The organism is Micromonospora sp. U56 (assembly GCF_018070095.1).
Lineage (GTDB): Bacteria > Actinomycetota > Actinomycetes > Mycobacteriales > Micromonosporaceae > Micromonospora > Micromonospora purpureochromogenes.
In genome coordinates, this window is record NZ_JAGPYL010000113.1 from 1 (window position 1) to 20,864 (window position 20,864).

Genomic DNA, 20,864 nt, shown 5'->3' on the forward strand with positions numbered 1-20,864 from the left:
GGGGTCAGTCCCCCCGATCCGGGATCCCGGCGGGAAGCGATGAAGCCGTCCCCCCGCCCGCCGGTCAGGAGACCGGGACCGGTTCACCCCGCTGCCGGGCGACGTGCTCGACCAGCGAGATCAGCACCAGCTTGGCGGACTGCCGGTCCCGGGCGTCGCAGAGCACCACCGGCACGTCCGGGTCGATGTCCAGCGCCTGGCGTACCGCCTCGATGCCGAACCGGCGGGACCCGTCGAAGCAGTTCACCCCGACCACGAACGGGATGCCCCGCTGCTCGAAGTAGTCGATCGACGGGAAGCAGTCGGCCAGTCGCCGGGTGTCGGCCAGCACCACCGCGCCGAGCGCGCCAAAGGCCAACTCGTCCCAGAGGAACCAGAAGCGGTCCTGCCCGGGCGTGCCGAAGAGGTAGACCTGGAGGTCCTCGTTGATCGTGATCCGGCCGAAGTCCATCGCCACGGTGGTGGTCGACTTCGCCTCCACCCCGGAGAGGTCGTCGGTGCCGATGCCGGCCCCGGTCAGCACCTCCTCGGTCTGCAACGGGCGGACCTCGCTCAGCGCGCTGACCAACGTCGTCTTGCCCGCGCCGAACCCCCCGGCGATCAGGATCTTGAGAGCCAGCGGCAACCGGGGCCCGGAGGAGTCCCGGTCAGAGCGCACGTAGTCCACTGACCACCGCCTTGAGGATGTCGTTGTCGGGAAGGCCGGCGGCCGGGGGCTCGTGCACCGAGACCAGGCCCCGGGCGAGCAGGTCACCGAGGAGGACCCGGACCACGCCCACCGCGAGGTCCAGGTCAGCGGCGAGGTCCGCCACCGCGACGGGACGCCGGGCCAGCTCGACCAGGCGCCGGTGCTCCGGCTGGAGGCCCGGCTGGCCGGCCGGGTCCTGGCCCGCGCCGGCCAGCACGAACGCGACCAGGTCGAAGCCGTCGACGGCCGGGCGCACCCGGCCGCCGGTGAGGGTGTACGGACGAACCACCGGGCCGGCCGCCGCGTCCAGCCACTCGTGCTGGGCGCCCGGCGGCTCAGCCCGCATCGACGGCCCCCACCGTCGCGCGGGCGGGCGCGGTCAGGTTCTCGCCGACCCGGATGACCAGCATCGCCATCTCGTACGCCACCAGGCCGATGTCCGCGTCGGCCGCGCAGACCACCGCCAGGCAGGCGCCCCGCCCGGCGGCCGTCACGAACAGGTACGCGGACTCCATCTCCACCACGGTCTGCCGCACCCCGCCGCCGGCGAGGTGCCGGCTGGCGCCCTTGGCCAGGCTGGAGAAGCCGGAGGCCAGGGCGCAGAGGTGCTCGGCGTCGGCGCGGTCCAGCTCGGCGGAGGCGCCGAGCATCAGCCCGTCGGCGGAGAGCACCACGGCCTCCCGGGCGGCCGGTACCCGGTCGACCAGCTCGTCGAGCAACCAGCCGAGGTCGACGTTCTGCCTCGTCGTGTCCACCACTAGGCGTCCCTCTCAGTCGCGGTCGGGGAATCGGGGGTCGCCGCCGTCGCACCCGGCGGCGGGGACGGCGCGGGATCCCCGCCCCGCCCCTCGGTACGGCCGCCGGTCGGGGCGGGTACGGCGCCGTCGGGTCGCCCCGGCGGCACGGCGCGGATCGCGCCGTCGCGCCGGCCCCGGGCGGTGCCGGCCTGGAGCGCGGACATCTGCCGGCGTACCTCCTCCGGGGCGCGGGCGGCCGGGGCCTCGGCGACCTGCGGGCGCGGGCGGGCGACCGGCCCGCGCCGGCGGACCCGGCGGGGCAGGCCGTCGCCGTCGGGGGCGGCCTCCACCGAGGAGATGCGGGCCGGGGCGAACGGCAGCACGGTCTGCTCGGCCCGGTCCCGCCCGGCGCGGCCGGCGCGGGTCCGGGGCAGGGTGGCCAGCCGGGTGACCACCGAGGCCGGCCGCCCGGTGTTCACCGGCGCGGCCGGCGGCTCCTCGGTGACCAGGTCGGACGGGACGAGGACCACGGCGGTCACCCCGCCGGGAGGCTCGGAGCGCAGGGTGACCCGGACGCCGTGCCGGGCGGCGAGCCGGGACACCACGAACAGGCCCAGCCGGGCACTGTCGGCCGGGTCGAACTCGGGCGGCCGGGCGAGCCGGCGGTTGGCGTTCTCCACCGCCTGCGGGGTCATGCCCAGGCCGTGGTCGGTGATCTCCACGACGTAGCCCCGGGGCACCTGCTGGCCGGAGACCTCGACCCGGGTCCCCGGCGGGGAGTAGGCGGTGGCGTTCTCGATCAGCTCGGCGAGCAGGTGGATGACGTCCGCGACGGCCCGGCCGACCACCCCGGCCGGCTGCACTGCCCCGATGTCCACCCGGTCGTACGCCTCGACCTCGGAGACCGCGCCGCGCACCACGTCCAGCACGGCCACCGGCTGTCGCCAGCCCCGCCCGGGGGCCGCGCCGGCCAGGATGACCAGGTCTTCGGCGTGCCGGCGCAGCCGGGTGGCCAGGTGGTCGACCCGGAACAGCTCGGCCAGCTCGTCCGGGTCCTCGGTACGCCGTTCCATCCGATCGAGCACCGCCAACTGGCGGTGCACCAGGCCCTGGCTGCGCCGGGCGAGATTCAGGAACACCTCGTTGAGGCCGCGGCGCAGGGTGACCTCGTCGACCGCCGCCCGGACGGCGGTCCGCCGGACCTCGTTGAAGGCGCGCCCGACGTCCCCGATCTCGTCGGCACCGTATTCCAGCGGCGGCGCCTCCCGGGCCACGTCCACCTGCTCGCCCCGGCGCAGCCGGGCCACCACGTCGGGCAGCCGCTGCTCGGCCATCTCCAGCGCGGCGCTGCGCACGCCGGTCAGCCGGCGGGCCAGCGTCCGCCCGACCCGGACCGCGACCAGCAGCGACACCACGATCGCGGCCAGGCCGAGGAGCCCGGCGACGGCGAGCCGGACCAGGATGCCGACGGCCACCGGCACGGTCCGCTCGGCCAGCCCGTCGGCCTGGCTCAGCTCGAAGTCGCGCAGCGCCTGCTGGACGGCGTCGTGGCTGGTCTGCCAGCTGCGGGCGTCGACCGGCGGAGGGGCGGCCGGGTCCGCCCGCAGCAGCCCCTCCTCGAGGGTGCGCAGCTGGACGAAGGCCGGGTCCTCGGTCAGCCGCTGGTAGGCGCTGCGGGCCTCCGGCGGCAGGTCGGCCACGGCCGTGTCGACCAGGAACCGCTCGTTGCCGATGGTCTGGGTCAGGAGCAGGTGCTCGCCGTCGGAGAACCGCCCACCGGCGAGCGCGCCGGCCACCAGCGCGTCGGCCTGGCCGAGCAGGTCGCGGGAGCGGCCGAGCGCGGTGAGCGCCAGCGCCTCCCGGTTGAGCTCCGGGTCGGGTAGGGCGGCCATCGCCGAGAAGGTCTGGAAGGCGGAGGAGATCATGCCGCTGTAGAGCCCGACGGCGCCGGCCCGGTCCACCTGCCTGCGGTCGATGAAGCCCCGCCCGGCCGGCAGGGCGTCGAGCGCGGCGACCAGCTTGTCGAGCCGGGCGTCGAGCAGGTCGCCGGCCGCGTCGCGCAGCTTGTCCCCGCCGACCCGGTCCCGCAGCTCGGCGATCGCCGCGTCGGTGCGGCGGCGCTGGTCGGCCAGGGCCGGCAGGGCCGCCGGGCCGGCGAGCTGCACCACCGAAAGCCGGCGTTCGCGTTGCAGCTCGGTGACCACCACCTCGCCGGGGCGACCCAGGTCGTACAGGAGGGTCCGCGCGGAGAGCAGATCCAGCGCCGGGCCGAAGGTCAGCGTGGTGGCGAAGATCCAGAGCGCGAGCAGGGCGGCCACCGGGGTGACGACCAGGGCGGTCAGCTTGGCGCGGATCGGCCAGTCGCGGGTGTCCATGAGTCCTCGCCCGAAGGGGTGGCAGCGGTGGCGCCGGCACCGGCCGGGCAACGTCCCGGCGGTGCCGGGCACCGGCTCGGGCGCCTTGGGCAGGATACGTAATCCCGCGCCGTAGCACTACCGTCCGTCTCGCCCGTCACTACCAATCCGGTGTGGACCGTCCCCGGAGGACACTTGCCCCGCGGACGACGGACTTCCCGCCGGTGCATCGGCGGAGCGTCGCGTGCCGAGCGGAACGGTCAGTCGTTGATTGAGATGCCGAGGCCCTCGGCGATCCGCTGAGCCAGGTTGTCGACCAGGTTGAGGATCAGGTCGTCCCGCTCCCGGTCGACCGTCGCGCGGTAGTGCCGGCCGGCCTGGGAGTTGTTGCCGCTGGATCAGGCCTGACCGTGATGCGCAGCCCGGCCCGTCCGCTGGCGTTCGGCGTCGGAGTGGACCGGCGTCACCCCGCGCGGGGGCCTTTTCTGGAACATATCAAGTTTTTGCGACGGCTCACCCGGTCGGCCTGGCCGTGCTCGGGTGGGGGAATCGGCCAGGAAAGTGCGCGGGATCGGGATTGGCGACCAGCGCGCGGAGGGAATACCAGGTGGCGAAGGAGGAGCCATGTCGCCCACGCAGGTAATCGTTGTGGTTCTCGTCGTGCTGGTGGTCGTGGCGCTGGTCGCCGCGGCCGTCGTGGCCGGCCGGCGGCGCGCGCTCAGGCGCCGCTTCGGCCCGGAGTACGACCGGGTCGTCGCGGAGCAGGACAGCCGCGGCGCCGCCGAACGGGAGCTGCGCGACCGGGAACGCCGGCACGCGGAGCTCGAACTCACCCCGCTGGACCCCGAGTCCCGGGCCCGGTACGCCGCCGCCTGGGAGGAGCTCCAGGTCCGCTTCGTCGACTCCCCCGGCGAGACCGTCGGCGACGCCGACGAACTGGTCAGCCGGCTGATCGCCGAGCGGGGATACCCCACCGGGGACTTCTCGGACCAGATCGCCCATCTGTCCGTCGACCACGCCCGCACCCTCACCCACTACCGGGACGCGCACGAGATCCGGGTACGCAACGAGCGCGGTGAGGCCAGCACCGAGGAACTCCGCCAGGCCGTCGTGCACTACCGCGCCCTCTTCGCCGACCTGCTCGGCGAGGAGCCGGTCGGGCACCGGCCGCCGGAGCAGCGCCGCCCGGACAGCCCGCACGACGTCACCAGCCACTGAGGAGCCGACGATGCGCCAGGAAGAGCAGCAGGGCAGCACCGACCACCCGGAGGCGGTCCGCTCCGCCCCGGTGCCGGTCCCCCCGCCGGACGCCGCAACCCGGACGCCCCGGGACGAGCGGGACGGCCGGGCCGACATCCCCGACGACGTGCTGGACGACCGGGGCACCTTCGACGACCCGCGGGTGGCCGCCGCCGACCGGCGCGCCGACGACCCCGACGACACCCGCCCGTACGACGTGCGTGACCTCGATCGCGACGGCGCCGACGGCGACGGACGGCCGGAGTTCCACGAGCCGGGCCCGCTGCCGACCACCTTCGGCGCGGCCTCCGTGGGCGACGCGGTCGCCGCGTCGGCGCTGGCCAGCGGCCGTCCCGAGGACGAGCGGGACGCCCGAGGCGAGGACACCGTGGCGCCGGGTGACGGCGCGCCCGGGCGGACCGAGCCGTTCGACGACGAGCGGGCCGACCCGACCGCCGCGGACCGGATCCACGACCGCCAGCGGTGGGAGGCCGAGCACACCCCCGGCGGGGTACGCCCGGACGGCGACGCGCCGGCGGAGGGCGCGGCCGGGTACGGCAGCGCCGAGCCGACCATGGTCGACCCGGACACCGAGGCGCCGGAGGGTGGCGCGGCGGCGGCCGCGGCCGGCGCCGGCGCGACCGGCGCCGCCGGAGCGGCCGGGGTGGCCGAGGCGGCCCGGCCGTCCGGAGCGAACGTCCCGACGCACGCGGCGACGCTCTTCGAGGCGGACGCGGCGCAGGCCTTCCGGGACCGCTGGCGGGAGGTGCAGCTCCGCTTCGTGGACGACCCCCGTGCGGCGGTCGGCGAGGCCCAGTCGCTGGTCGAGGAGGCGATCCAGGCCCTCTCGGACGCGCTCGCCACGCAGAAGGAGAAGCTCGGCGGCTGGCAGACGGCCGGCACGGCGGACACCGAGCAACTGCGGGTGGCCGTGCGCCAGTACCGCGACTTCCTGGACCGGGTCCTCGGACGCTGACCACGAACCGGGCGCCCCGGCCGTACCAGCGGCCGGGGCGTTCGCGTGCATACCGGAAGGCGTGACCTCCGCCGGCATGGGCCGGTCCCAGCGGGGTACGCGAGATAGGGACGCGCCCGGGACAGGAGGTCAGCACCATGACGGATCGTGACCCGAACCGCCGACCGCTGGAGGAGAGCCCGGAGGTGGCCGCCGCGGTCGACGACGAGACCACCGTGCCGCAGTTGGTCACCGGGGGCGGCGCCGACCGGGACAACCCGTCCTTCACCGAGCCCGGTGGCGGCGCGGGCGGCGGCGTGCCGACCGAGGACCTGCTCGGCGACCCGTACGCGGCCGGCACCGGCGCCACCGGGACCGGCACGGGGGCCGGCGGGGACAACATCCGCACCGGGGCCGAGCAGCCCTGGGAGCCGGAGGACCTGGTGATGGCCCGTGGGCAGGACATGACGCCGGAGAACCTCGAGCGGGCCCGCCGCGACCTGGCCGAGCACGGGCGGGCCGCGATCGAGCGGACCGTCCCCTGACCGGCACGCCGCAGCGGGCCCGCGCGCCGGACCGGCGGGTACGGCGGGGGCCCCTGGCCCGACCGGATCGACCGGTCGGACCAGGGGCCCGTGGGGAACCCGCCGCGGCAGTGCCTCACTCCCGCCGCGGCGGGTGGGCCGTCCGCCCGGTGCTCAGAGCGCCGGGTAGGCGTTCTTCATGAGTTCCTGGAACTGCGCGGAGAACCAGGCGCCGGAGATCGGCGCGTTCGGCAGGGCGCCGCTGAGGCTGTTGCCGTTGCGGGCGTTGCCGGTGTAGGTCGGGTCGCACATCCGATCGAAGCCCTTGCCCTCGTTGTTCGGGATCAGGCTGCTGGAGCCGTCCGACTCGCCCGGGGGCTTGACCCAGACGTACGCGTCGATGCCCGGCTCCGGCGCGGCCTTGGGCCGCTCGCCGAGGCCCGCCCCGGCCTGGTTGCACCAGTTGCCGGCGTGGATGCGACGGTCGATGCGGCCACCGTTGACGTAGGTGTCCACGCTGGTCGTCGCGCCCGGGCCGGTGGGCCGGGCGGTGCCGCCCCAGCCGTTGCGGGAGGTGTCGATCAGCATGCCGATGTTGGCGTCGAAGCCGACGGAGACCAGCTTGCTGCGGAATGCCTGGGCGAACGACAGCTCGTCGACGTACTGGTTCCAGTCGATCCACTTGGACTGGCGGACGGTCTGCCCGTTCACCGTGTCGGTGATCTTGATGTACGGCTCACGCAGCGCCGAGTAGTTCGCGGTGTTGACGATGAAGCCGTGCACGTTCTTCACCGTGCTGCCGGAGGCGGTGGCGGCCTGGTGGAGCTGGGTCGCGGTCGGGCCGAGGTTGCTGTCCCAGCCGATCCAGCCGTGGTGGGCGGCGTCGATGTAGTTGTAGACGTTGCCGATGGCGCCCAGCTTGGCCAGGGCGTACCCGACACCGTTGACGTACGCGCCGTTGGCCTTGACCGTGTCGCACATCGCGGTGCCGCCCGGCTGGCCGGAGGTGTTGGTCACCAGGTTCGGCAGCGAGTCGATCTCGATGATGTTGACGATGCGCAGGCTGGCGTACTTCGGGTCGCCCTGGATGGCCGCGATCGGGTCGATGTACTCGGCCTTGTACCGGGGCAGTTCCTCCGGACCCAGCTCACCGTTGGAGGCGAGCGCCGCGCAGTCCCGGCCGGGCAGGTTGTAGATGACGAACTGGATGTAGCCGGCACCCAGGGCCAGCGCCCTGTCCAGGTGGTCGCGCACGCCCATCGCGCCGTTGGAGCTGCTGCCGGTGGTGCCGTTGATGGCGGCGATCCGGTCCAGCCAGACGGCGGTCGGGTTGTTCGACACCCGGCTGCCACCGGGCTCGGCGTCCGCCTTCGCCTTCCACTCCGGGTTCACGTACCCCTTGGCCCCGACGTACGGGTTGTCCACCTTCTGCCCCGGCGTGGTCGGTGTCGGGGTCGGGTCGGTGGGCGTGGGGGTCGGGTCGGTGGGCGTGGGAGTGGGGTTCGTCGGTGTCGGCGTCGGGTTGCCGCCGTTGCAGACCGTCCCGTTCAGGGTGAACGAGGTCGGCTTGGGGTTGCTGCCGCTCCAGGCGCCGTTGAACCCGATGCTGGTGCTGGCGCCGGAGGCGAGCGAGCCGTTGTAGGACTCATTCGTGGCCGTGACGTTCTGGCCCGTCTGCGACCACTTCGCCGACCAGCCCTGCTGCACCTTCTGGCTGCTGTTCGGGAAGGTGAAGCCGAGGTTCCAGGAGCTGACCGGGTCACCGAGGTTCTTGATGACGACGGTGGCGGTGAACCCGCCCGGCCAGTCGTTAGTGGTGTAGTCGACGCTGCACTGGGTCGCGGCCTGCGCCGCGGTGACCGGGATGGCCACCATCCCGCCCGCGACCAGGGCGCTCGCACCGGCTAGCGCGACCGCCCGGCGCCGGCCGGACAGGTTTTTCCACAGATTCATGCCACTGAACTCCTTGGGCGAGACCGGATCCGCGTACGGCCCGGCGGAATGGCCCGGCTGGACGTCCCTGCGGGGACGGTCCTCGGCGCCAACGGGATATCTCGGGGGGTGCCCGACCCGGACGGGCGTGGTGGTGGTGACGTCGACCGGTCACGCGGACCGGTCCAGCGGCGACGCCGTCCGGTCGGACCGGTTGCCCTCGGCGTCTGCCTGCGCGGTGTGGCTCCCCGAACCGCGTGCAGCGATTCTTGCATGGGAGCGCTTCCATGGCAATGCCTCGATGCCTGCCGCAAATCCCCGCACACGGGCGGCATCGGCAACCCGGACGTACGCCTTTCCCGCCGCGGAGCTACCCAGAGCGCCCGGGAGGTCGACAGCGGGGCCACCAGGCGGACAAAAGCCATCTAGCACCTCTATCGCCCTCGCTGCCTGGAAACTCTTAAACGCGAATCTTTCCCCGCATAAGTCGTGAAACGGTCTAACGTCGGTCATAGCTCGACTGTCGTCGGGCTCAGGACAACAGGGATGGAGTGACGCAGGTCATGGCAAAGAAGATGCTCGGGAAGGTCGTAGCGGGTGCCGCCCTCGGCGGCGCGTCCCTCCTGGTGTTCACGCCGGGGATCGCGTTCGCGGACAACAACCACGACAGCGAGGACCGCGACGGCAAGGTCATCGCCAAGCCGCACGTCGTGAAGGCCGGCGACGAGGTCAAGCTCCTCGAGATCTGCCCGGAGCGGCAGGAGCACGCCTTCGTCTGGTCCAAGGTCACCGGCAAGGTGGAGCTGAAGCCGGTGGATAAGGACCGGCATGACGACCGGGGCGAGGACCGCGGCGGCGAGCACGGGGACTGGAAGGACAAGGACAAGGACAAGGACAAGGGCGACTGGGAGCACGGCAAGGACGACGAGCGCCGCGACGAGCACGGCAAGAAGGACGACCACGGCAAGAAGGACGACGGCAAGAAGGACGACCACGGCAAGGGCGAAGAGGGCCGCGGCGACGAGCACGGCAAGAAGGACGACGGCAAGAAGGACGACGGCAAGAAGGACGACGGCAAGAAGGACGACGGCAAGAAGGACGACCACGGCAAGGGCGAGGACGGCAAGGGCCAGTGGTCGAACGAGGGCGGCCAGCCCCCGGCCAACGGTGCGGGCGGCGGCTTCGCTGCCGACGCCGGGCCGGACCGCGACGCCAAGAACCACGAGGAGGGTCGCGGCGAGCACGACAAGAAGGACGACGGCAAGAAGGACGAGCACGGCAAGAAGGACGAGCACGGCAAGAAGGACGACGACAAGAAGGGCCACGACGAGTACGGCCAGGAAGAGGGCCGGGACCGCAACGGCCACGACGAGAAGTACGACGAGCACGGCGACAAGGGCGACTGGAAGAACGGCCACGACGAGAACGGCCGGGACGACCACGGCCGGGACGACCACTCGGGCTACGGCGAGGACAAGGACCGCTGGGAGCACAAGAAGGACTTCGTCTACTACGGCGAGGCCAAGGTCTTTAAGGACGCCCGCCCGGGCAAGTACGAGCTCAAGGGCTCCTGCGGCGAGGGTGAGCTGGTGGTCCTCCCACGCGGTGGCGTCGACGGTGGTGACGGTGGCATGACCAGCACCAGCACCGACCGCGGCATGGCCATGGGCGGGGCGGGCATGATCGGCGCGGCCGCCCTGGGTGGCATCGTGCTGATGCGTCGGCGTCGGGCCGATGGCCTCGTCTGACCAGACGGCGACACGGGCCGGCGGCCGTCACGGGAGACCGTGGCGCGCCGCCGGCGCCGCCGTCGTCGTCCTGCTGGCCATGGTGGGCGCCGGCATGATCGGCGCGTCGCTGCGGACCGAACCCCCGCCCCGCCCCCCGCAGCCGCAGGCCCAGTCCGCCCCGCAGACCCCCGCCGCCGAGCCGGACGTCGTTGCCGGCGAAGGCCCGGTCGAGGCGGTGGAGGTACCCCCCGCCGCGTTGTCCCGAGCCGCCCCCGGCTCCATCTCGATCCCGCGCATCGGGGTCGACGCCGAGATCATGACGTTGGGCACCAACCCGGACGGCACCGTCCAGGTCCCCCCGCTGGACCAGGCCCAGCGCGCCGGCTGGTACTCCCCGGGGCCCAGCCCCGGCGAGGTCGGCAACGCCGTGATCGTCGGGCACGTCGACTCGGCGAAGCTCGGCCCCGCCGTCTTCTTCGAACTCGGTGCTCTCCAGCAGGGTGACACCATCACGGTCACCCGCGCCGACGGGGTCAAGGCCACCTTCGCCGTCGACGAGGTCCGGTCGTACCCGAAGGTGTCCTTCCCCACTGAGCTGGTGTACGGCCCGAACGACAAGCCCGCCCTGCGGGTGGTGACCTGCGGCGGCGAGTTCAACCAGGCCACCGGCAGCTACCCCGACAACATCGTCGTCTTCGCCACGATGACCGCGTGAACGCGACGCGCCTCCGGTGGGACGTGAGTCCCGCCGGAGGCGCGTCGGCGTACTCGTCAGGCGGCGGCGGAGGTCCGCACCAGGGTGCGGATCTGGCGCAGCAGCACCGACAGGGCGGCCAGGTCGGCCCGCGACTCGTCGAACTCCCCCATTGCCCGGCGGGCACGGTGGATCGAGGTGGCGTTCGACTGCTCCCACTGGAGCACCCGCTCGTTCGAGGCCAGGTTGTCCGGGGTCGAGTCGAGAACCTCCGCGGTGAGCGCGGCCAGCGCGGCGTACAGGTCGTAGCGCAGCGCCATCCGGGCCAGCGTCTGCCAGCGGTCCTCCCGCGGCAGCAGGGAGATCTTCGACAGCAGGGAGTCCACCCGGAACAGGTCGGACAGGACGAAGTAGACCGAGGCCACCTCGCCCACGTCCCGCCCGCTGGAGGTGGCCGTCTCCACCACGTCCAGCAGGCCGAAGCTGTACATCAGCCGGGTCGCCTGCTCGGCCAGGTCGCGCGGCAGGCCCCGCTCGGTCATCGAGTCGATGTGCGCCGCCAGTGACTCCCGCTCGCTGCCGTAGAAGCGGTCCTCCAGGTCCGGCAGGAGCCGGGCCACGCCGTCGCGCAACCGGGCGATCTCGGCCGGCACGTCGATCGGCGAGCGCCGGTTGGTGACCAGCCAGCGCACCGCGCGGTCGAGCAGCCGCCGGGTGTCCAGGTAGACGCTGGTCTGCAGCTCCGGGGAGACCTTGTTGTCCAGCGCCTCGACGGCGTCCCAGAGCTCGCGCAGCCCGAAGACCTCGCGGACCACCACGTACGCCCGGATCACGTCCGCCGCCGACGCGGCCGTCTCCTCGACGACCCGGAAGACGAACGAGATGCCGCCCCGGTTGATCGCCTCGTTGACCAGCACCGTGGTGACGATGTCGCGGCGCAGCCGGTGCTGGGCCATCCGGTCGGCGAAGCGCTCGCGCATCGGCGTCGGGAAGTAGTTGACGAGGACCTCGGTCGTCCACTCCTCGTCGGCCAGCCCCTCGGCCAGGATCTCCCGCTCCAGCACGATCTTGACGTACGCGAGCAGGACCGCGAACTCCGACGCGGTCAGCCCGGACTCGGTGCGGACCGCCAGTTCCTCGTCCGGCGGCAACGCCTCCAGGGCCCGGTCGAGCTGACCGGCCCGCTCCAGCTCGTTGATCATCCGCCGGTGCACCGGGAGCAGCGACGCGGCCTGGGCCTGGGAGTTGTTGATCGCCCGCGCCTGGTCGTAGTTGTCCCGCAGCACCAGCTCGGCGACCTCGTCGGTCATCTGGGCGAGCAGCTCGTCCCGCTCGGGGACGTCCAGCGCGCCGTCGGCGACCGCCGTGTTGAGCAGGATCTTGATGTTCACCTCGTGGTCGGAGCAGTCCACCCCGGCCGCGTTGTCGATGAAGTCGGTGTAGATCCGGCCGCCGGCCAGGGCGTACTCGATCCGGCCGAGCTGCGTGCAGCCCAGGTTGCCACCCTCGCCGACCACCCGGCAGCGCAGGCTCTTGCCGTCCACCCGGATCGCGTCGTTGGACTTGTCGCCCACCTCGGCGTTGGTCTGCGTGGACGCCTTCACGTAGGTGCCGATGCCGCCGTTCCAGAACAGGTCGACCGGCGCGGTGAGGATCGCCTTCATCAGCTCCTGCGGGCTGAGCTGCGTCGTGTCCTCGTCGAGGTCGAGCACCGCCCGGACCTGCGGCGTGATCGGAATCGACTTGGCGGTACGCGGGAAGATCCCGCCGCCCTCCGAGATCAGCTTCCGGTCGTAGTCCTCCCACGACGACCGGGGCAGCTCGAACAGCCGCTTCCGCTCGGCGTACGACGTGGCCGCGTCCGGGTTCGGGTCCAGGAAGATGTGCCGGTGGTCGAAGGCGGCCACCAGCCGGATGTGCTCCGAGAGCAGCATCCCGTTGCCGAACACGTCACCGGACATGTCGCCGACGCCGACCACGGTGAAGTCCTGGGTCTGGGTGTCGTGGCCCAGCTCGCGGAAGTGCCGCTTGACCGATTCCCAGGCGCCCCGGGCGGTGATGCCCATCTTCTTGTGGTCGTACCCGGCGGAGCCGCCGGAGGCGAACGCGTCGCCCAACCAGAACTGGTGCGCCGCCGAGATCTCGTTGGCGATGTCGGAGAACGTGGCGGTGCCCTTGTCCGCCGCCACCACCAGGTACGGGTCGTCAGCGTCGTGCCGGACCACGTCGGTCGGCGGCACGATCTCGCCGCCGACGATGTTGTCGGTGACGTCGAGCATCGCGCCGACGAACTCCTTGTAGCAGGCGACCGCCTCGTCGCGGTCCCCCGGCTTCTGCTTGAGTACGAAGCCGCCCTTGGCGCCCACCGGCACGATCACGGCGTTCTTCACCATCTGCGCCTTGACCAGGCCGAGCACCTCGGTGCGGAAGTCCTCCCGCCGGTCGGACCAGCGCAGCCCGCCCCGGGCCACCGGCCCGAACCGCAGGTGCACGCCCTCGAACCGGGGCGAGTACACGAAGATCTCGAACTTCGGCCGCGGGGCCGGCAGGTCCGGGATGGCCTGCGGATCCAGCTTGAACGCCACGTACGACTTGGGCCGCCCGCCGACCGGCTTCTGGTAGAAGCTGGTCCGCAGGGTGGCCTGGATCAGCGTCAGGTACGCCCGCAGGATCCGGTCCTGGTCCAGGCTGGCCACGTCGTCCAGGGCCGCGCTGATGGCGCCGACCAGCTCGTCGCTGCGCTGCCGGCGCTCCTCCATGCTCGCCGAGCCCGGGGCGAACCGCGTCTCGAAGAGCTCCACCAGCAGGGCGGCGATCTTCGGGTACGCGATGAAGGTCTGCTCCATGTAGTCCTGGGAGAAGACGGTGCCGGCCTGGCGCATGTACTTCGCGTACGCCCGCAGCACCACCACCTGCCGCCAGGTGAGACCGCCGCGCAGGACCAGCTCGTTGAAGCCGTCCACCTCGGCCTCGCCCCGCCAGGCGGCGGCGAAGGCGTTCTCCACGTGCGGGCGCACCTCGGCCAGCTCCTGGTGCCTTTCGGGCAGGCGCAGGCCGAAGTCGTACAGAAAGACCCGGCCGTCGACCCGGTCCACCTCGTACGGGTGCTCGTCGACCACCGCGACGCCCAGCGAGTGCAGCACCGGCAGCACGGCGGAGAGCATCATCGGCTCGCCGTACCGGTAGACCTTGAAGCGGACGTCCATCGCGTCGTCGGCGTCCGCGCCGGGCCCGCGCGGGGCGAGCTGCTTGCGGAACAGGTGCATCTCCAGCTGGCCGGGCTCCTCCAGCAGCTCCAGCTTGGCCAGGTCCTTCATCGCCTCGTACGGCGTGTGGCCGTCCTTGTAGCCCTCGGGGAAGGCGTCGGCGTACCGGCTGAACAGGTGCTTGGCCTGCTCGTCGCCGAGCTTGCGCTCCAGCACCAGCCGGTAGTCGTCGTCCCAGAGCCGGGTGGCGTCGGCCAGCTCCTCGGCGAGCAGGTCGGCGTCGACCTCGCCGGGCGGGTTGGTCGGGTCGGTCCGGACGATGAAGTGCACCCGGGCCAGCATCGACTCGGTCACCCGGGTGGTGTAGTCCACCCCGACGCCGTTCAGCTCGTGCAGCAGGATGTCCTGCATGCGCAGCCGGTTCTGGGTGGTGAACCGGTCCCGGGGCAGGTAGATCAGGCAGGAGATGAACCGCCCGTACGCGTCCCGGCGCAGGAAGACCCGCAGCTGCCGGCGACCGGCCATCCGCAGCACGCCGATCACGGCGTGGTACAGGTCGTCGGTCTTGATCTGGAACAGCTCGTCGCGCGGGTAGGTCTCCAGGATCTGGAGCAGGTCCTTGCCGGAGTGGCTGCGCTGGCTCAGGCCGGAGCGGTCCAGCACCTCGGCGACCTTGCGTCGGACCACCGGCAGCTCACGGACGCTGGTCCGGTACGCGGCGGTGGAGAACAGGCCGAGGAACCGCCGCTCCCCGACCACCTCGCCGGCCTCGTTGAAGATCTTGAACCCGATGTAGTCCAGGTAGGCCGAGCGGTGCACGGTCGCCCGGGAGTTCGCCTTGGTGATGATCAGCAGGCGCTTCTCCATCACCTTCTCGTGCGCCTCGGGCGTCATCGACGACAGCGCCCGGGCCTCCGGCGAGTCCGACCGCAGGATGCCCAGCCCGGTGCCGAGCACGGCCTCCAGCGCCGGTCCGTCGCCGCCGTCGCTGTCGACCAGCCGGTACTCGCGGTAGCCGAGGAAGGTGAAGTGGTCGTGAGCCAGCCAGCGCAGCAGCTCCACCGAGTCGGTGATGTCCTTCTCAGGCACAGGCGGACGGTTGTCGGAGGTCCGGGCCGAGGCCAGTTCGTCGGCCAGCGCCAGGGCGCGCTGCCGCATCTTCGGCCAGTCCTCCACCGCCTCGCGCACGTCGGTGAGCACCCGCTGCAGCTCGCGGCGCAGCTTCTCCCGCTCCGCCGCGTCGCGGACCGGGTCGATCTCGATCCGCATCCAGCTCTCGACCAGGTCGCCGGCGATCGCGTCGTCCGGCTCGACGTCGGCGGAGACCTCGGTCAGCCGACCGAGCGGCTCCCGCCGCACCACGACCAGCGGGTGCACCAGCAGGTGCACGTCGAGGTGGTGGGAGTTGAGCAGCGCGGTCACCGAGTCGACCAGGAACGGCATGTCGTCGGTGACGATCTCGATGACCGTGTGGTGCTGCTCTGCGTCCGGCTCGTGGATGCGCAGTTTCAGCTCGCCCGGCACCCGCTGCTGGGCCAGGTCCCGGTGCGCCCTGGCGGCGTCGAGCATCTCCTCGGCGGTGAATCCGATCAGTTCCTCGTCCGGCGCGAACCGCCAGAAACGGCCCACCAGGGTGGCCGCGTCGTGGTCGTCGCCGGCCAGCGCCACCGCCTGGGCGACCAGCCGCTCCGCGTTGGGTACCGGCTCGTCGAGCTCCGCGTCCTCCACGTCGTCACCGAGCGCTTCGGACGGAAGCCCCAGTTCGTAGAGGGTGTCGATACTCGAACCGGTCATCCCGGTAACTCCTGTGTCGAGTCGGCCGAGGCCGTCCCCGTCGGTCGCCGAATCGAAGCTGTCGTCCCGGCCGGTGTCAGCCTGCCGGAGGTCGGGTCCCGGTTTGATCGCCGGACGCCGGTCCATCGGTGCCACTCCCCTCGACCCACCGCGTTGTGGGTCACTCTGCCGCCCAGCCTAGGCCCTGCCACTCTGTCCGTTCGTCGGCGGACCACCGGCCGGACGTCCGGTTCGGGACTCTGTCCTTTCACCCGTTGCAGATGCGTGGTCGGCCGGCTGCGGAGTACCCCGACTCGCGATGTTCATCACACCGCCGTCGGGGTCTTCACACAGCGTGCGGCCGCGCCGGGGCGGTACGGGGAGCACGGTCGTACTAGCGTGCAGGGCAGTCCGAGATCCGGAGGTACCGCTCCATGCCCGTGTCGTACCCGCTCCGCCGTTCCCGTACGCGTTTCCGGCCGGCCCTCGCGGCGCTGACCGCCACCGTGCTGGCGGCCGGCGCGCTCACCGGGTGTTCGGACGGTGACGGACCGGAGCGGACCATCGACGCCTTCCTGGCCGGCTGGCGCTCCGGCGACCTCGGCGCGGTCGGGTTCATCGACCCGACCGGCGCCCGGCTGCCGGCCACCGAGGTCGCCAAGGAGATCAAGGACCTCTCCGGCGAGCTGGCCGCCACCCCGCCCACCCTGCGCCGCTCCGGCGACGCCGAGGTCACCAAGGACATCGCCACCGCCAAGGTCCGGGTGGAGTGGGCGCTGCCGGGAAAGACCACCTGGGCGTACGACCGACCGGTGCGGCTACGCCAGGGCGGGGACGACCAGTGGCAGGTGATCTGGGAGCCGCAGCTGGTGCAGGAGCAGCTCGGCGAGGGCGACCGGTTGACGGTACGCCGGACCGCCAGCCCGCGGGCCGGGGTGCTGGACGCCGCCGGGCAGCCGATCGTGGCGCCCCGGCAGGTGGTCCGGGTCGGCGTGCAGCCCAGCGAGGTGACCGACGCGAAGGCGCTGGTCAGGCAGCTCGACGCGGCGTTCAAGGCGATCCGACCGGCGCTGAATCCCCCGGTCGACCTCTCCGACCTGCCGAAACGACTCAGCGAGGCGGATCCGGGCGCCTTCGTCGAGGTGGTGACGCTGCGGGACGAGGCGTACCGGCAGATCCGGTCGCGCATCTACGACCTGCCCGGCACCAGGTTCCCCAGCGAGAAGCGGGACCTGGCGCCCACCCGGGAGTTCGCCCGGGCGCTGCTCGGCTCCGTCGACGAGGCGCAGGCCGACGACCTGGCCGCCCACCCCGACCGGTACGCCAAGGGCGACCTGGTCGGGCACGGCGGTCTCCAGGGCCGCTACGACGACCGCCTGCGCGGCACTCCCGGGCTCACCGTGCTCGTCCAGGGGCCGGCCGGTTCCGACGGCACCCCGGAGCCGACCGAGGTCTTCCGGAACGAGCCGCAGCCCGGCCAGCCGCTGAAGACCACCCTCGACGTGGCCACCCAGAACGCCGCCGACGCCGCGCTGCGCGGTGAGAAGCGCCGCTCGGCGCTGGTGGCGGTACGGATCAGCGACGGCGCGGTGCTCGCCGCGGCCAACGGGCCGGGCGCGGCCGGGGAGAACCTGGCCTTCACCGCCCAGGTGCCGCCGGGCTCCACCTTCAAGATGGTCAGCACCCTCGGCCTGCTCGACCGCGGCGCGGTCGGCGCCGACTCCGTCGTGGACTGCCCGAAGACGTTCACCGTGGACGGACGACCCTTCAAGAACTCCGATGACTTCGTCCTCGGCAAGGTGCCGTTCCGCACCGACTTCGCCCGGTCCTGCAACACCGCCTTCGCGTCCCTGGCGCCGAAGCTCGGCCCCGACGGGCTGGCCGTCACCGGCCGTACCCTCGGCCTGGAGGGCAGCTGGGACCTCGGCACCGACGCCTTCACCGGCAAGGTCTCGGCCAACGGCTCGCCGGTCGAGCAGGCCGCCGCCGCGATCGGCCAGGGCACCACCGTGGTCAGCCCGCTGGCCATGGCCGGGGCCACCGCCGCGGTCGCCCGCGGCCGCTGGGAGCAGCCGAAACTGGTGCTCGATCCGGCCCCGGCCAAGCTGGCGGAGCCCGGCCCGCAGCTCAAGGCCGAGTCGGTGGAGCCGCTGAAGGCGATGATGCGCGAGGTGGTCACCGCCGGCACGGCGAAGGCGCTGGCCGACGTCCCCGGTGGCCCGGTGTACGGCAAGACCGGCACCGCCGAGTACGACAACAACCCGGCGCACACCCACGCCTGGTTCGTCGGCTGGCAGGGCGACGTCGCGTTCGCGGTCTTCGTCGAGCAGGGCGGGTCGAGCACGGCCAGCGCGGTCCCGATCAGCGAGCGCTTCCTCCGCGCCCTTCGCTGATCCGTCCCCAGGGAGGCGCGGGCGACGGATGGTGTCTTCGCGGCGACATCGGCCGACACCACGCCGGCGAGACCGACCAAGGCAGCGCCAGCCGGCCGGGACCGTGCCGCGCCACCGGCACGGGCAGGAGGGCCGGACCGGGGGGTGGGCGATCCGTCAGGCGATGCCGGCGGACGACGGTGAGGAGTCTTCCTCCGACGTCCCGTCCTCGTCGGCACGGGGCACCCGGCGGAGCAGGCCGGGCCCGACGGCGGCGGGCGGCCCGACCGGCTCGACGGCGACGGCGGGCACCGGCGTCTCGACCGGCGCCGACGCGAGCCCTCCGGTCGCCGGGCCCGTCGCGGCCTCCGGCTCGTCCACCGCCGGCTCGCCGGACCCGAGCGGCGCGATGCCGACCGGGGAGCCCGGCCCCGGCCCTCCGGCCGGCCCGGCGCCGCCGTTGGGCGGGGTGGCGAGACGGGCGCGCGTCGTCGGCCCGGTGGACCGGACCCGCTGCGGCGGCGGGGCGGCCGGCAGCAGCCGGGGCGGCACCGCCTCCGGCGCCGACACCGGGGCCAGTCCGGCCACGACGGTGTTGACGATCTCGGCGGCGTACGAGCCGTCCGGGTCGTAGTCGGGGTCGAAGACGGTCAGCTCGACGCCGAGGCAGTGCGGGGTGTCCACCAGCCCGGCGAGCAGGATCTCGAGTTCGGCGAAGGCGATCCCGCCCGGGTCCGGCGCGTCCACCGCCGGCATCACCGCCGGGTCGAGCACGTCCACGTCGATGTGCACCCAGTAGCCGGCGCAGTCGGCGAGCTGCTCGTGCGCCCACTGGGCGGTGCGAGCCGCGCCCTCGGCGCGAAGCGCCGGCACCGGCCGGGTGGTGATGCCGGCGGCCTGGAGGTCGAGGCGGTACTCGTCCTGCGCGCGGATGCCGAGCACCACCACGTCGATGTCGCGGAAGTAGGGGCGCCGCCCCTCGATGGCCGCCAGGTCGGCCTGCCCGCGCCCGGTCACCAGGGCCAGGTCCTCCCCCGCCGCCGCGCCCACGTACGAGGCGTTGCCGGGGTGCCGGAAGTCGGAGTGGCCGTCGACGAAGACCAGCCCGATCCGGCCGCCGACCGCCTCGCCGAGCCGGTGCATGGCCAGCGCCGAGCCGAGCAGCACCGAGCAGTCGCCGCCGAGCACCAGCGGGAACTCGCCCCGGTCGATGATCGCGCCGATCCGGTCCGCCAGCGCCACCGAGTAGCCGGAGATCTCCCGGGCGTGGCAGACGCCGTCACCGGGTCGCCAGTCGCCCGGGTCGTACCGGGGTGGGGTCAGGCAGCCGGCGTCGCGGGCCCGCAGCCGGGCGAGCAGGTCGTGGTCGCGCAGCGCGCCGGGCGCCTTGCCGCAGCCGGGGACGGAGGTGGACGTGGGTGGGCGCAGTCCCAGGTTTGTCGGCGCGTCGAGGACGGCGATCCGGCGCATCATGGGCTCCCGTCCTCGGTGGTCGGGCGGGCCGGCCGGAACGCCGGCCCGCGCTGGCGTGCTACGAACTCAGAACAGGGCGCTGGCCAGCGCCCGCCGGGCCGAGGCGACCGCGGGGTCGTCCGGGCCGGCGATGGTGAACAGCGAGACGAGGTGCTGGCGTACCTTCTCCCGGTCGTCGCCGGCGGTCCGCCGGACCAGGCTGACCAGCCGGGCGTACGCCTGCTCGGCCAGGCCGCTGAGCACCTCGATGTCGGCGGCGAGCAGCTGGGCCTCGACGTCGTCGGGGGCGGCCTGCGCGGCGGCGACCGCCGCCTGGGGGTCGACGCCGGCGACCCGCCGGGCCACCCCGACCTGGGCCAGGCCGGCCTCCGCCGCGGCGTCCGCCGGGGACTCGGCGAGGATCTTCTTGTACGCCCGCTCGGCGGCGTCCAGGTCGCCGCTCATCAGGGCGTCGTCGGCCTCGTCGAGGCGCGGGTCCTCCGGCTCGGCCACGGCCACGCCGCCGGCCTTGAGCACCGCCGAGATCCACTGGCGCAGCTGCGCCTCCGGCACGACGCCGGGGAACGCGTCGATCGGCCGGCCGCCGACGACCGCGTAGACGGTCGGGATCGCCTGGATCTGGAACATCTGGGCGATCCGGGGGTTCTCCTGGACGTCGACCCGGGCCAGCACCCACGCGCCGTCGCCCTCGGTCGCCAGCCGCTCCAACACCGGCGCGAACTCGTCGCTCTCCGGGTAGCCGGCCGCGCCGAAGAAGACGACGACGGGCGTGGTCAGCGAACGCTCGAGCACCTCGGCCTGGAGGGTCGCCTCAGTCACGTCGATCACGGCGAGGCCACCGCCACCGGTGGCGGGGCCGCCCGGGAGACCGGCGGACGGGCCGGCCTGGGTCGGTGTGCTGGGGCGGGTGTTGGCCGGTGCGGTGCTGCGCAGCGCGCTGAGGTCGACCGCGCCGCGGGTGAAGATCGACGAGGTGATCCGTGGGTCGCTCATGGTTATCTAGTCTCGCACGTGTCCCGCGGAACTCAGATCAACCGCCACGGCGACAGTCGCAACTCTCACCCCTGCTCACACCCCCGCCCCCGCCCCCACCCCGCCGCCTCCCGCGATCTTGCACTTGCCGCCCCGACAAATGCGGCAGATGCCGCGGTCGGCGGGCCGAAAGTGCAAGATCGCGAGGGTGGGGG

The 20,864-nt window shown here is 73.1% G+C and carries 14 protein-coding genes; 6 read left to right on the forward strand and 8 right to left on the reverse strand.

All coding sequences use genetic code 11. The features are described from left to right. Window positions 1–64 precede the first annotated feature (64 nt). The 4 genes from KBX37_RS27345 to KBX37_RS27360 are packed head-to-tail and all read right to left on the reverse strand — an operon-like array spanning window position 65 to window position 3,800. The gene (locus KBX37_RS27345; RefSeq protein ID WP_210778768.1) at window positions 65–667 is read right to left on the reverse strand and encodes an ATP/GTP-binding protein; all 603 of its coding nucleotides are present in this window, start codon (window positions 665–667) and stop codon (window positions 65–67) included. Continuing rightward, the gene (locus KBX37_RS27350) at window positions 648–1,034 is read right to left on the reverse strand and encodes a DUF742 domain-containing protein (RefSeq protein ID WP_210778769.1); all 387 of its coding nucleotides are present in this window, start codon (window positions 1,032–1,034) and stop codon (window positions 648–650) included. The genes KBX37_RS27345 and KBX37_RS27350 overlap by 20 nt, the downstream gene beginning before the upstream one ends. Then, window positions 1,024–1,446, reverse strand: a complete 423-nt coding sequence (locus KBX37_RS27355) for a roadblock/LC7 domain-containing protein (RefSeq protein WP_154942319.1) — start codon at window positions 1,444–1,446, stop codon at window positions 1,024–1,026. The genes KBX37_RS27350 and KBX37_RS27355 overlap by 11 nt, the downstream gene beginning before the upstream one ends. Continuing rightward, entirely contained in the window at window positions 1,446–3,800 is a 2,355-nt protein-coding gene (locus tag KBX37_RS27360) for a sensor histidine kinase (RefSeq protein WP_210778770.1), read from the reverse strand. Before KBX37_RS27360 ends, KBX37_RS27355 begins: the two co-directional genes overlap by 1 nt. Window positions 3,801–4,403: 603 nt before the next feature. Here KBX37_RS27360 and KBX37_RS27365 point away from each other — a divergent pair. From KBX37_RS27365 to KBX37_RS27375, 3 genes are all read left to right on the forward strand, one after another. Then, window positions 4,404–4,997 (forward strand): hypothetical protein, encoded by a 594-nt coding sequence (locus tag KBX37_RS27365; RefSeq protein WP_088960612.1) that lies wholly within the window; start codon window positions 4,404–4,406, stop codon window positions 4,995–4,997. Between the two features lie 10 nt (window positions 4,998–5,007). Beyond that, on the forward strand, window positions 5,008–5,994 hold the full coding sequence (locus tag KBX37_RS27370; RefSeq protein ID WP_210778771.1) for a hypothetical protein: 987 nt from the start codon (window positions 5,008–5,010) through the stop codon (window positions 5,992–5,994). 137 nt (window positions 5,995–6,131) lie between these two features. Next, window positions 6,132–6,518, forward strand: coding sequence for a hypothetical protein (locus KBX37_RS27375; RefSeq protein ID WP_210778772.1), 387 nt, complete (start codon window positions 6,132–6,134; stop codon window positions 6,516–6,518). Window positions 6,519–6,671: 153 nt separating this feature from the next. Here KBX37_RS27375 and KBX37_RS27380 read toward each other — a convergent pair whose 3' ends face one another. Next, a complete protein-coding gene (locus tag KBX37_RS27380) occupies window positions 6,672–8,450 on the reverse strand; it encodes a glycoside hydrolase family 6 protein (RefSeq protein ID WP_210778773.1) in 1,779 nt (592 codons plus the stop codon). 542 nt (window positions 8,451–8,992) lie between these two features. Between KBX37_RS27380 and KBX37_RS27385 the strand changes: the two genes are divergently transcribed. Next, window positions 8,993–10,177 carry a hypothetical protein gene (locus KBX37_RS27385; protein ID WP_210778774.1) on the forward strand — a complete coding sequence of 395 codons (1,185 nt, stop codon included), beginning with the start codon at window positions 8,993–8,995 and terminating at the stop codon, window positions 10,175–10,177. Then, window positions 10,164–10,874, forward strand: a complete 711-nt coding sequence (locus tag KBX37_RS27390; RefSeq protein WP_210778775.1) for a class F sortase — start codon at window positions 10,164–10,166, stop codon at window positions 10,872–10,874. Before KBX37_RS27385 ends, KBX37_RS27390 begins: the two co-directional genes overlap by 14 nt. 56 nt (window positions 10,875–10,930) lie before the next feature. Here KBX37_RS27390 and KBX37_RS27395 read toward each other — a convergent pair whose 3' ends face one another. Further along, window positions 10,931–15,979: an NAD-glutamate dehydrogenase gene (locus KBX37_RS27395; protein WP_210778776.1), complete on the reverse strand. Its 5,049-nt coding sequence runs from the start codon at window positions 15,977–15,979 to the stop codon at window positions 10,931–10,933. Window positions 15,980–16,266: 287 nt separating this feature from the next. Between KBX37_RS27395 and KBX37_RS27400 the strand changes: the two genes are divergently transcribed. Then, entirely contained in the window at window positions 16,267–18,225 is a 1,959-nt protein-coding gene (locus KBX37_RS27400) for a penicillin-binding transpeptidase domain-containing protein (protein ID WP_210778777.1), read from the forward strand. A gap of 156 nt (window positions 18,226–18,381) precedes the next feature. Here the strand turns inward: KBX37_RS27400 and KBX37_RS27405 are convergent, their stop codons facing one another. Both KBX37_RS27405 and KBX37_RS27410 read right to left on the reverse strand, forming a co-directional pair. Next, window positions 18,382–19,677, reverse strand: coding sequence for an arginase family protein (locus KBX37_RS27405; RefSeq protein ID WP_210778778.1), 1,296 nt, complete (start codon window positions 19,675–19,677; stop codon window positions 18,382–18,384). Window positions 19,678–19,743: 66 nt separating this feature from the next. Beyond that, entirely contained in the window at window positions 19,744–20,670 is a 927-nt protein-coding gene (locus tag KBX37_RS27410) for a tetratricopeptide repeat protein (protein WP_210778779.1), read from the reverse strand. Window positions 20,671–20,864 lie beyond the last annotated feature (194 nt).